We start from the raw sequence: 12,155 nt of genomic DNA, 5'->3' as shown, positions 1-12,155 counted from the left end.
CGGCATTCGCCGTTCTTGCACTATCGTCCCGCTGCTTTTCCGAGGAAATACCCGCACCCATGGTCCATCCATCCAGCCTTTCGGACATCGCGCTCTGGCTTTCGCAGCAGGGTTATGAAGGACAGGTGGAGGAGGTCTTGCTCTCTGGGTTTTGCGAGAGATGCAACGCTGCCGGTATCAGCATTTCCTCGGCCTTGATCCTGATGGATACGTTGCACCCGGATTTCGAAGGCCATGCCTTTCGTTGGGACAGCCACGACGTTTTCGAATCCTCCAGCGTCTATGATTTTACCGACGATGGGACAGCGCGCGAGGCCTGGGAAAGTTCGGTGTTCTTCCGCCTGATCACAGACAATGCCAACGAAGCGAGATATCGCTTTTTTCTCGGGGAGGAGTTGGCCTTTCGAAAACTCGGAGAGCTGAAAAGCGCAGGCCACACTGACTATCTGGCGACGATCCACCGCTTTACCGAAAGTGGAAGCATCGGCGAAATGAATGCGTTCTATTCGCAATGGCTGACCCGGCACCCCGAAGGCTTTCACGACGATGAACTTGCCGCGTTGCGCATGCTTTTGCCAACGCTTGCGCTGGCATTCAAAGCCGCGTCCTGCATGCGCATCATCGGCACGATCAGCGATGTGTATCTGGGTCGCGATGCGGGCAGAAAGGTCATGAGCGGCACGATTACCCGTGGCGAGGTGGAGCGGATCGATGCTGTCCTGTGGTTCTCCGATCTGCGGGACTTTACCGGTATTTCCGACCGCGCCGAACCAGACCAGATCATACCGTTTCTCAACGACTATGCCGGTCTCGTCATCGACGCGATCCACGCGCATGGCGGCAGCGTGCTGAAACTGATCGGGGACGGGGTGCTGGCCATTTTTCGCGATGTCGACCAAAGCTCCGGATGTGCGGCAGCGTTGGCATCGGAAATCACCATGCGGACCAACCTGACGGTGTTGAACAACAGGCGGCGCCTGGAAGGTCTGCCAACGACGGACGTCTATCTCGGCCTGCATGTGGGAGAAGTCTTCTACGGCAATATAGGCAGCCGCAACCGGCTGGATTTTACCGTCGTGGGACCTGCGGTCAACATGGTCAGCCGCATCAGCAGCCTGTGCAGTTCGGTCGATCGCGATACCGTCATGTCGCGCGAGTTTATGGCGATGTGCCCGCAAAATATGCGCAGCCTCATGGTTTCCATCGGACGCTACGCTTTGCGCGGGTTTGGGCGGGCGCATGAACTTTACACGATCGACCCAGAAATGTGCTGATGTTCGACAAGGCAGATAGCCGAACGGTTTTCGCGGCTTGACGCCTTGCGCCCTTGCCATGCGAGGCGTAGCCAGAATGCGGAGATAGCGTTCACGCCGGGCATTTGAGTCTCTTTCCATGCCACCCGGCTGTCGCGACGGGAGCCATTATCATGCAAAAAGGTTTTCTACTGGGCTTGCTCGCCTATGCCAGCTTTTCCTGTGGAGACGCCACCATCAAGTCGCTCGGTTCGCACGTCAGCGTCTTCGAAATCGGCTTTTTCAGCATTCTGTCGTCGGCATCCCTCATCTTCTTCTTAAAGCCGAAAGACGAGCGCTGGCGGTACTTCTGGCGCATGAGCCGGCCCTGGGCGGTGCATGGTCGCGCGATTTCCGGTTTGTTTGCGGGTATTCTGGGCATCTACGCCTTTACCAGCGTGCCGCTGGCGGAAGCCTATGCGCTGATTTTCCTTTCTCCGCTCTTCGTTACCATTCTGTCGGCGCTGGTGCTGAAGGAAGACATCGGGCTTTGGCGATGGTCGGCCGTCATGGCAGGCATCGTTGGTGTGATACTGGTTGTGCGGCCCGGCTTCAAAACGCTGGAGCTTGGGCATTTCGCAGCACTTTGCGTGGCCTTTCTGGCAGGCCTGACCATCGTTCTCCTGCGCTCGCTTGCCGGACGCGAAAAGCGGACATCGATCATGGGTGTGCTGATCATCTACGGTTTGACATTCAATGGCATCCTGATGATCCCGGAATTTCAGGTGCCGACGCTGAACCAGATCGGTGCCTTCATCGTCATCGGCATGTGTACCGCCATCGGCCAGATCACCTTGCTGACAGCGACGAAGATCGCACCCGCCAGTCAGATCGCACCATCGCATTACTCGCAGATATTATGGGCGGTCGCCATTGGTGCGTCCTTCTTCGGAGAATATCCAGATACGCTTGCGATTTCCGGCTTGGTTGTCATCGCTTCTGCCGGATTGCTGACCATGATTCGCGAGAAAATCCGCCTCGGTGTCGTGCGCTGGAATCCGTTTTTCCGCAATCGCCTGTGAGGGCGGTTGGTTAAACCGGTGTCCCCACTTCGTCCAGCAACCAGTTTTGAAACGCGCGCGCCAGAACGTTGTCCTGCCGCCCTTCGGGCAGGGCGATGTAGTAGCTGTTTTCGGTTTGCAGCGGCACGTCGAACACCACATTCAACAATCCGGATTTCAGTTCGGGCTCGATCAGATATTTGGGCAAAAGCGCAAATCCGAGACCGCCGACGGCGGCTTCGATCAGCATGGAAAACTGGTCGAAACGGCTGCCGCGATACGCGTTTTCGGAGGTGAGCCCGTTCATCTCGAACCACTCGGTCCATAATTTCGGGCGTGTGGTGACATGCACAAGCGGGCCTTCCAGCATGTCCGCATGGCTTTCGACAGGGCGAGATGCGATGAGGGCTGGGCTCGCAACGGGAACGATGACCTCGTTGCAGAGGAAGGCACAGGTGCCGTGCGCCCAGATCGGTTGGCCGTAATGGATGGCGATATCGAAACCCTCTTCGTCAAAATCGAAGGGCTGGGAGCGGGAGCCCACCGTCAACACCGTATCGGGGCGTGCGGCCATGAATTTGTGAAGGCGAGGGGTGAGCCAACGGCTTCCGAATGTCGGCAGCGTGGCAATCGACAGCGAGGCGCTGGAGGCTCCGGCGGTAACCGCGCGCACCATCAGTTGCTCCGATTGCTGCAACAATCGTTGGACGTCGGGCAAAAACTTGCGGCCTGCATCTGACAGCACCACACGGCGACGAATGCGCTCGAACAGCAGCATGCCGGTCTGCGCCTCAAGATCGCTGATCTGACGGCTCACGGCGCTTTGCGTCAGGTTCAGCTCTTCGGCAGCACGCGTAAAGTTGCCGTGCCTTGCAGCGCATTCGAACGCCTGTAAGGTGACGATATCGGGAACAAGCCGTCTGCGTGTGTCCATTCCAGTCTCGCATCAACAGAACCGCTTTCCTCATTTGAAAACGGCACTTGAACCCGTATATGATCAGGAAAGAGAATGAAACGGGTATTGTCTCACGTCAATATCCAGCTTTCAAAAACCAAGGAGCCATTGTGATGAGCCAATCAGCAGCCAACGTCGATGTCGTCAAGGAAGCCGCAGCGCTTCTGGCCAAGATGGGCGTTTCTCCCGCGCTCTACCAGGGCGGCGATATGGCCTCCTTCAGCCCGGTCAGCGGCGAAGAGATTGCCCGCTTGAAGACCGTATCGGCAAGCGATGTGGCTGCCATCGTCGAAAAGGCAGATTCCGCCTTCAAGACATGGCGTCTGGTGCCAGCGCCCAAGCGCGGCGAGCTGGTGCGTTTGCTGGGTGAAGAGCTGCGTGCCGCCAAGGATGACCTTGGTCGTCTGGTCTCGCTCGAAGCTGGCAAGATTCCGTCCGAGGGACTGGGTGAAGTGCAGGAAATGATCGATATCTGCGATTTCGCGGTCGGCCTGTCCCGCCAGCTCTACGGCCTGACGATCGCAACGGAGCGTCCCGGCCACCGCATGATGGAAACCTGGCATCCGCTGGGCGTCATCGGTGTCATCTCCGCCTTCAACTTCCCCGTCGCCGTCTGGGCATGGAATGCAGCACTCGCCATCGTCTGCGGCAATTCCGTGGTCTGGAAGCCATCCGAAAAGACACCGCTGACCGCTCTTGCCGTTCAGGGTATTTTCGAGCGTGCCGTCGCCCGCTTCGGCGATGCGCCTGAGGGTCTGAGCCAGCTCATCATCGGTGACCGCACCGTTGGCGAAGCGCTGGTCGATCACCCGAAAGTGCCGCTCGTTTCGGCCACCGGCTCCACCCGCATGGGCCGCGATGTCGGTCCACGTCTGGCCAAGCGTTTTGCCCGTGCCATTCTCGAACTGGGTGGTAACAATGCCGGCATCGTCTGCTCCTCTGCCGATCTCGACATGGCGCTGCGGGCCATCGCCTTCGGTGCCATGGGTACTGCCGGTCAGCGCTGCACCACGCTTCGCCGCCTCTTCGTGCATGACAGCGTTTACGACCAGCTGGTTCCGCGTCTGAAGAAGGCCTATGCGTCTGTGTCCGTCGGCAACCCGCTGGAAACCTCCGCACTTGTCGGCCCGCTGGTCGACAAGGCTGCTTTCGATGGAATGCAGACGGCACTGGAAGACGCCAAGGCGCATGGTGGCGTCGTTTCCGGTGGTGAGCGTGTTGCCGAAGCTGGCAAAGAGACGGCCTATTACGTCAAGCCTGCGCTGGTCGAGATGCCGAAGCAGGTTGGCCCTGTTCTGGAAGAAACCTTTGCGCCGATTCTCTATGTCATGAAATACAGCGATTTCGATCAGGCCGTCAGCGACCACAATGCCGTTGCCGCTGGCCTTTCCTCATCCATCTTCACCCGTGATCTTCAGGAGGCCGAGCGTTTCATGGCGGCTGACGGCTCCGATTGCGGCATTGCCAATGTCAATATCGGCACATCGGGCGCTGAAATCGGCGGAGCCTTTGGTGGCGAGAAGGAAACCGGCGGCGGCCGCGAATCCGGCTCCGATGCCTGGAAGGCCTATATGCGCCGGGCCACCAACACGGTGAACTATTCCAAGGCGCTGCCGCTCGCTCAGGGCGTGACCTTCGATATCGAATAATAAAGAGATCGGCTGGCGAGATACCTCGCCAGCCGATCTGGTTCAGCCAATCGACATCAGGCTGGCATTGCCGCCCGCCGCTGTCGTGTTGACGCTGACGGACACTTCTTCCAGCAGCCAATTGAGATTGTATGGCTGCTCCGTGCCCTGCAACGCCGCGGTGGTTGCCGCCTGAACCAGAAGAAGCGGGCCTGGCAGTTCGGCGATGCGGGCATTGACCTGCCGCACCCTGTCGGCATCACCTTCCACCAGCGCACCGGCAAACGGGCCGGATTTGGCCCAATTATCCGACCATGTGATGCGCGCGGCGACGCTGGATGGCAGGCCGCTCAGTTCCGTCTCCAGACCGGTTTGCTTGTCGATTGCCACCGTATTGCCGGTTGCGAACGCTGCCGCCAGCTGTCGGAACAATCCCTGCGCCGTTAGCGGCGCCAAAAGGACATGGCCGCGCGGGTGGAGGGCATACAGATTGCGCTCACCCACCGGGCCTGCAAGTTCCGTCTCGAAACCAAGGCCGGAGAGCTTGGCGGAGTGGCGCGCCGTTTCCGCCGCCCCCTTCTTGTCCTTGGATTCCAGCCATTTGGCCAAGTCTGTCACGGACGTGTCGTTCTGCTGACTGTTGCGCGCGACATAAGGGGCTGATCTCGTCAGACGTCCGAGATAAAGCGGGCCACCGGCCTTCGGGCCGGTGCCGGAAAGACCGCGCCCACCGAAGGGTTGAACGCCAACGACAGCGCCGATGATGTTGCGGTTGACGTAGAGATTGCCTGCTTTGACGCGGGACAGGACATGCGCGATGGTCGTGTCGAGGCGGGTATGCAGGCCGAATGTCAGACCATAGCCGGTGGCGTTGATGTCATCGATCAAGCGGTCGAGTTTTTCGCGTTTGAAGCGGATGACGTGCAGGACCGGACCGAAGACTTCTTGCTTGAGATCGGATAGCGATGTCAGCTCGATGATGGTGGGCGGCACGAAAGTACCCTTGTCCGTCTCTCCGGCAAGTGTAATCTGCTCGATGCGATTTCCAAGGGCACGCATGGATTCGATGTGTTTTTCGATATTGTCCTCGGCTTCGAGCGTAATCACCGGGCCGACATCGACCGATAGCTGGTCTGTCCTGCCGATGCGCAATTCATGCAAAGCGCCCTTGAGCATCGTCAATGTCCGCTCGGCGATATCGTCCTGAAGGCACAGAACCCGGAGCGCCGAGCAACGCTGACCGGCGCTGTCGAAGGCTGAGGCGATGACATCGGCCACGACCTGTTCGGCCAGAGCCGAGGAATCGACGATCATGGCGTTTTGACCGCCGGTTTCGGCAATCAGCGGAATGGGCTGTCCATCGCTCGAGATACGTGCGGTCAGCTGCTTCTGGATAAGGCGGGCAACATCCGTGGAGCCGGTGAACATTACGCCCGCGGTCTGTGTCGCACCCACCAGCTGTGCGCCGGTTTTGCCGTCGCCGGGCAGAAGCTGTACCGCATCTGCGGGCACGCCGGCCTGATGCAAAAGTCGAATGCCTTCGGCAGCAATCAGTGGCGTTTCTTCTGCAGGCTTTGCAAGAACCGGATTGCCGGCAACCAGTGCCGCCGCGACCTGACCGATGAAGATCGCCAGCGGAAAATTCCACGGGCTGATGCAGACGACGGGTCCAAGCGCATGTTGCTGCGTGCCAAATGTGTTGCGAGCTTCGGCTGCGTAATAGCGCAGGAAGTCGATGGCTTCGCGCACTTCGGCAATGGCGTTGGGCGCCGACTTCCCGGCTTCGCGCATAATGAGACCGAGCAGTGTCGGCAATCTCGCCTGCATCAGATCGGCCGCTTTTTCGAGGCATGCGGCACGATCTTCGACACCGGTCTGTGGCCAGGTGGATGCGGCGGCTGTCTCAAGCGCCTTGCTAACATCCTCCTCGGTCGGCTCCGTCACGAAGCCGACGACGTCATCCCGATCACCGGGGTTGAGAACCGGTCGGACAGGACCAGTGCCATGTCGCGACGCCGCGCTCCATTGATGTTCAGCGCTTGCGGACAGTGCTTGAGAGAGCGAGGCGAGGGTGTCTTCGTTGGCGAGATCCAGCCCCGAAGAGTTGGCGCGGGCGCCATAGAGATCGGCAGGCTTTGAAATCTTGTCATGCTGTGCACCGGGTGCGGGCATGGCTTCGACCACGGCCGCCGGGTCTTCCAGCAGCGAGTCGATGGGCACGTTCGGGTCGGCGATGCGGTTGACGAAGGAGGAATTCGCGCCGTTTTCCAGAAGGCGGCGCACGAGATAGGCGAGCAGTGTTTCGTGTGTTCCGACTGGCGCATAGAAGCGGCAGGGGCGATCAAGATTGTGTTTGCCGACGACCTCATTGTAGAGCGGCTCGCCCATGCCATGCAGGCATTGGAATTCGTAATCACCGATTTTGAAATCCGGTCCAGCAAGGTGGTAGATCGTCGCCATCGACTGTGCATTATGGGTCGCAAATTGCGGGAAGATTACGTCGCGCGCCGCCAGCAGCTTGCGGGCGCAGGCGATGTAGGACACGTCCGTGTGGACCTTGCGGGTGAAGACGGGGAAGTCTTCGAGACCATCCAGTTGTGCGCGCTTGATTTCTGCGTCCCAATAGGCACCCTTGACCAGACGCACCATGATGCGGCGGTCTGATCTGCGGGCAAGGTCGATGATGTAGTCCAGCACGAAGGGGCAGCGGCGGCTGTAGGCCTGCACGACGAAGCCGAGGCCCTGCCAGTTGCCGAGCTCGGGATCCAGCGCAATACTTTCCAGAAGGTCGAGCGACAGCTCCAGTCGGTCGGCTTCTTCCGCATCGATGTTGAGGCCGATGTCGTAGCGCTTTGCCAGAAGCATCAGCGATTTCACACGCGGCAGAAGTTCATCCATCACGCGCTGTGCCTGTGCGCGAACGTAACGCGGGTGGAGGGCAGACAGCTTAATGGAAATACCGGGCCCGCCATAGACGCCGCGCCCGGCGGAGGCCTTGCCGATAGCATGGATCGCCTGCTCGTAGTCTCGACAATAGCGCTCTGCATCCTTGGCTGTGGTCGCAGCTTCGCCCAGCATGTCGTAGGAATATTGAAAGCCTCTCGCTTCCAAAGGTTTGGAGCGGCTGATGGCTTCGGCGATGTTCTGACCGGTCACGAACTGCTCACCCATCATCCGCATGGCCATGTCTACACCACGACGAATGACCGGCTCTCCGGCACGGGAAATGAGCTTTGTCAGGGCTGCCGACAGGCTCTTGTCGTTGACGGTGGATGTCAGCTTGCCGGTGATCACAAGCCCCCAGGTGGCGGCATTGACGAAGAGGGAGCGACCGCCACCCAGATGCGATCGCCAATTGCCAGTGGCTATCTTGTCGCGGATCAACGCGTCACGGGTGGCCGCATCGGGAATGCGCAGCAGTGCCTCCGCAAGGCACATCAGCGCTACGCCCTCCTGGCTGGACAGCGAATATTCCTGCACCAGACCTTCGACACCGGTGCCTTTCGCTTTGGAACGCAAAGCCTGGACCAGCTTGCGGGCTGTGGTGCGGATGGTTTCAGCCTGCTCAAGTGAAACGGTCGCTGCTTCGATGAGGGGGGCAACACAGTCCGGCTCCGCGCGGCGATAGGCGGATGTAATGGCCTGGCGCAATTCGCTCTGTGGTCGCAGCGGTGGCGCGAACTGGGCGAAAACATCGCTTGCTTCGTGGGTGTTTGTGGTCGCAAGTCCAGCTAGATTTTCGGCCATCGGTCCGGTCCCTGATATCGGTCACGTGCGCTCTCGATCTCGGCGCCGTTTTTCTCCATCAGAATATCATTGCTGCTGAAATTGCCATGGTCTTATTTTAGCGATACATCAGGTCAGATAGACTTATAATTATCGATCTGAAAGGCGATATGGATGGCAAAACATGAAGAAGAAGGCAATCTGGATCAATTCGATTTGAAGATTCTGGAGGAGATGAGCGACGATGGGCGCATGTCCATGCTTCAATTGTCCAAGAAGGTCGGGCTTTCGAAGACCCCGTGTCAGACACGGCTGAAACGTTTGGTGGATGAAGGTTACATTCTCGGCTTTCGCGCCATACTCAATCCGGCAAAGTTGGGGCTCGAGCATATCGCGTTCACGGAAGTCAAACTCTCAGATACGCGGGAAAAGGCGTTGGAGGAGTTCAACACAGCCGTCCGCAAGATCAAGGAAGTGGAGGAGTGCCATATGATCGCTGGTGCCTTCGACTATCTCTTGAAGGTGCGAACCACGAACATCCGCAAATACAGACAGGTTCTGGGCGAAAAAATCTCCAGCCTGCCGTGTGTTGCCAACACATCGACATTCGTCGTCATGCAGTCGGTCAAAGACGTTGGAATATAAAAAGGGCGCAGCTTTGTGGCCGCACCCATCTCATTGTTTTTAGGTTTTAGCGAATGGCCGCAACGGAGGTGACGGCCGCCACCTGCGCATCGGGGCCGAACTCGTTCTCATCCTGAATGCCGAGAAGCTCCTGGAGACGAAGGCGAGCACGGCTGACCCGGCTCTTGATCGTACCGACCGGGCAACCGCAAATTTCCGCTGCTTCCTCGTAGGCAAAGCCAGACGCGCCGATTAGAAGGATTGCTTCGCGTTGGTCTTCGGGAAGCTTTGCGAGAGCGGTTTTGAAATCCTGCAAATCGACGGATCCGTGCTGCTCTGGCGGTACCGACAGACGAGACGTGTATATGCCATCTGTGTCCTGAACTTCGCGGCCTGATTTTCTGATTTGGCTGTAGAATTCGTTGCGCAAAATGGTGACCAGCCAAGCCCGCATGTTCGTGCCGGGCTGGTAGCTTTCCTGCTTTGCCCAAGCCTTCATCATCGTATCCTGCACAAGGTCATCAGCCCGGTCGCGTGATCTGATTAATGAGATGGCGAAGGCACGCAAGTTAGGCAGGGCGGCCAACATTTCGCGCTTGAAATTGTATTCGTTCGTATTCGTTTCCGTGACCATCAGCGCCTCGAAGCTTTTGCGTTGTTCTCAGCTTCGTCAAGCTTTTCAAGGAGGTCGAGAAATTTGTCGGGTATGCCCTCATCCTGAACTGCATCGTACAATTCACGTAATTTCTTGGATATGACAGCGCGACCCGAATCGGGAACATTGGGAGATGTTCCTCTGTCAGATGGATCCTGGTCCGATTGAAACATGCTCATGATTTCCGGTATTCCTTTGGTGACGCAGCTAACAATGCACAAAGGAAAAAATAGTTCCATATCCCGCGGAACTTTTTTTGAAGTGTGGAGTTTGTTCGTTTAGGTTTGCAGTGCAAGCCGCATGAGCCAGGGGAGAATTCCATGTCAGTTTCTACACGCATCGCACCGCATCTGCCTTATCTCCGCAGGTTTGCACGTGCCGTATGCGGTTCACAATCCACTGGCGATGCATATGTTGCCGCCAGCCTCGAAGCACTTATTGCCGATGTCAGCATTTTCCCGCAGACCAGCAATGACCGTGTTTCGCTTTATCAATTGTTTGTATCGATCTTTAGTTCCGTGACGCTCAACATCAAGAGCGACGAAAACCTCACGGGCTGGGAAAAGCGTGCATCGGCAAACCTGTCGGCCGTTCCCGCTGTGCCACGTCAGGCTTTTCTGTTGACGACAGTCGAAGAATTTTCGGTTTCCGAGGTTGCGGAGATTTTGCGCGTTCCCGAATCGCAGGTTGGCAAGCTGATCGACGAAGCGGCATCTGAAATCGCCCGTCAGGTCGCGACCGATATCATGATCATCGAGGACGAACCTCTGATTGCCATGGATATCGAACAGATGGTCACCGACCTTGGCCATAACGTGACTGGCATTGCGCGCACCCACAAGGAAGCGCTTGAACTCTTCCACCGCACGCAGCCAAAAATGATTCTTGCCGACATCCAGCTTGCCGATGGAAGCTCCGGTCTGGAAGCGATGAAGGAAATCCTGCAGATGACGACTCTGCCGGTCATCTTCATCACCGCGTTCCCCGAGCGCCTGTTGACGGGCGAACGCCCTGAACCGACATTTCTGGTCACCAAGCCGTTTAATCCGGATATGGTCAAGGCGCTTATCAGCCAGGCTCTCTTCTTCAATGAAAGCTCCCGTGTCGCCGCTTGAAACATAAAACTCATCGTCGATAATAATTTGGAACCCGGGTTATAGTCCGGCGTTGACGTCGTTATGTTGTTTCAAGCGTAGCGACGACCATCGCTGTTCCCCGTTAGGAGATCGTATTGCATCGGCTGGCGTGGCATAATGGTGAGCGGGACGAGGGGGAGCTTCACGATTCACTCGTGCTAGCCCTCCTGGATTCCGATGAAACGGTCATGCTTCAAGACCGCGATAAGGAGTACATCTTTATCGCAAACCTTCCCGATGTCTGGATTTTCCCATCGAGCTCCGCCGAACCGCCAACCGACCTTTCGATGTTCGGCAAGGACATTGCTGGTCGTCTGGCGGAGCTCAAAAAGGATCTGACCGCTGCAGGCAGCCGCGGCATGCTGGAAGTCACAGCTGGCAAGGACAGGGTCTTTCAGTTCCACGTCTATTCCACGGTCAATATGTCCGGCCTGCGCGTGTTGAAGACGACGATCCGGGAGATGACCGTCGAACGTCGGCGTGAGCAACTGCTGCGCTCGCTTTTGCGCGAAGTCAGCCACCGCTCCAAGAACCTGCTTGCCATCATTCAGAGCCTGTCTGCCCAGACGGCTCGCTTCAGTTTCACCAAAGACGATTTTCTGCGCAAATTTCGGGGGCGCCTGCACGCGCTAGCACAGTCACAGGATCTCATCACGGATTCGGATTGGCGTGGTGCCGAAATTTTTGATCTGTTGAAACAGCAGTCCGATCTTTATCTCCCGGAATACCCGCAGTTGATCAAGATGGTGGGCGAAAATCTGTTGCTGAACCCGAACGGCGCACTCTATGTGGGTCTGGCGTTCCACGAGCTGGTGGTCAATACCGTCAGCCACGGCGGCAACCTTTTGCAACATTCACCGATTACACTTGATTGTCGCAAGGACGGCGAGTTCTTCGAAGTGCGCTGGACCGAGCCTCTGGGCGGTTCCGCGATCTTGATGTCGTCCGAAGATGGCAGCAAACGCAGCAATTTTGGCAGCGTTGTTCTAGAAAAGGTTGTTCCCGCAGCATTGGGTGGCGAGGCAAAATACGGCGTCTCGACCGACAACATCGATTATTTTCTACGTTTCCCCGCACCTCTCCCGACCTGATATCAATATTTGAGCTGGGTGTCCTTCACCGGGCGATTGGTGTCGGT

Annotated in this window: 10 protein-coding genes; 6 read left to right on the top strand and 4 right to left on the bottom strand. The window is 57.7% G+C overall.

The window, feature by feature from the left end:
• The first annotated feature begins 59 nt into the window (after window positions 1-59).
• Window positions 60-1,274 carry an adenylate/guanylate cyclase domain-containing protein gene (locus RMR21_RS12765; RefSeq protein WP_498668364.1) on the top strand — a complete coding sequence of 405 codons (1,215 nt, stop codon included), beginning with the start codon at window positions 60-62 and terminating at the stop codon, window positions 1,272-1,274.
• 152 nt (window positions 1,275-1,426) lie between these two features.
• The gene (locus tag RMR21_RS12760) at window positions 1,427-2,314 is read left to right on the top strand and encodes a DMT family transporter (RefSeq protein WP_498668363.1); all 888 of its coding nucleotides are present in this window, start codon (window positions 1,427-1,429) and stop codon (window positions 2,312-2,314) included.
• Window positions 2,315-2,324: 10 nt separating this feature from the next.
• Here the strand turns inward: RMR21_RS12760 and RMR21_RS12755 are convergent, their stop codons facing one another.
• Window positions 2,325-3,227 (bottom strand): LysR family transcriptional regulator, encoded by a 903-nt coding sequence (locus RMR21_RS12755; protein ID WP_498668362.1) that lies wholly within the window; start codon window positions 3,225-3,227, stop codon window positions 2,325-2,327.
• Between the two features lie 134 nt (window positions 3,228-3,361).
• On the opposite strand from RMR21_RS12755, the gene amaB reads away from it, so the two are divergent.
• Entirely contained in the window at window positions 3,362-4,897 is a 1,536-nt protein-coding gene (gene amaB, locus RMR21_RS12750; RefSeq protein WP_498668361.1) for an L-piperidine-6-carboxylate dehydrogenase, read from the top strand.
• A gap of 42 nt (window positions 4,898-4,939) precedes the next feature.
• Here amaB and putA read toward each other — a convergent pair whose 3' ends face one another.
• A complete protein-coding gene (gene putA / locus RMR21_RS12745; RefSeq protein WP_498668360.1) occupies window positions 4,940-8,623 on the bottom strand; it encodes a trifunctional transcriptional regulator/proline dehydrogenase/L-glutamate gamma-semialdehyde dehydrogenase in 3,684 nt (1,227 codons plus the stop codon).
• A 153-nt stretch (window positions 8,624-8,776) separates the two neighbouring features.
• Here putA and RMR21_RS12740 point away from each other — a divergent pair, with 153 nt between their 5' ends.
• Window positions 8,777-9,247: an Lrp/AsnC family transcriptional regulator gene (locus RMR21_RS12740; protein WP_498668359.1), complete on the top strand. Its 471-nt coding sequence runs from the start codon at window positions 8,777-8,779 to the stop codon at window positions 9,245-9,247.
• A 46-nt stretch (window positions 9,248-9,293) separates the two neighbouring features.
• Here the strand turns inward: RMR21_RS12740 and RMR21_RS12735 are convergent, their stop codons facing one another.
• Both RMR21_RS12735 and RMR21_RS12730 read right to left on the bottom strand, forming a co-directional pair.
• Entirely contained in the window at window positions 9,294-9,860 is a 567-nt protein-coding gene (locus RMR21_RS12735; protein ID WP_498668358.1) for a sigma-70 family RNA polymerase sigma factor, read from the bottom strand.
• Window positions 9,860-10,060: a NepR family anti-sigma factor gene (locus RMR21_RS12730; protein ID WP_498668357.1), complete on the bottom strand. Its 201-nt coding sequence runs from the start codon at window positions 10,058-10,060 to the stop codon at window positions 9,860-9,862. The genes RMR21_RS12735 and RMR21_RS12730 overlap by 1 nt, the downstream gene beginning before the upstream one ends.
• A 141-nt stretch (window positions 10,061-10,201) precedes the next feature.
• Here RMR21_RS12730 and RMR21_RS12725 point away from each other — a divergent pair, with 141 nt between their 5' ends.
• Window positions 10,202-10,996 carry a response regulator gene (locus tag RMR21_RS12725; RefSeq protein ID WP_498668356.1) on the top strand — a complete coding sequence of 265 codons (795 nt, stop codon included), beginning with the start codon at window positions 10,202-10,204 and terminating at the stop codon, window positions 10,994-10,996.
• A 116-nt stretch (window positions 10,997-11,112) separates the two neighbouring features.
• Window positions 11,113-12,108 (top strand): sensor histidine kinase, encoded by a 996-nt coding sequence (locus RMR21_RS12720; RefSeq protein WP_498668355.1) that lies wholly within the window; start codon window positions 11,113-11,115, stop codon window positions 12,106-12,108.
• Window positions 12,109-12,155 lie beyond the last annotated feature (47 nt).

The organism is Agrobacterium sp. rho-8.1 (assembly GCF_033957725.1).
In the GTDB taxonomy this organism is placed as follows: domain Bacteria; phylum Pseudomonadota; class Alphaproteobacteria; order Rhizobiales; family Rhizobiaceae; genus Agrobacterium.
Note: the sequence above shows the minus strand (reverse complement) of the source record. Positions and strands in the feature narration are given on the sequence as shown.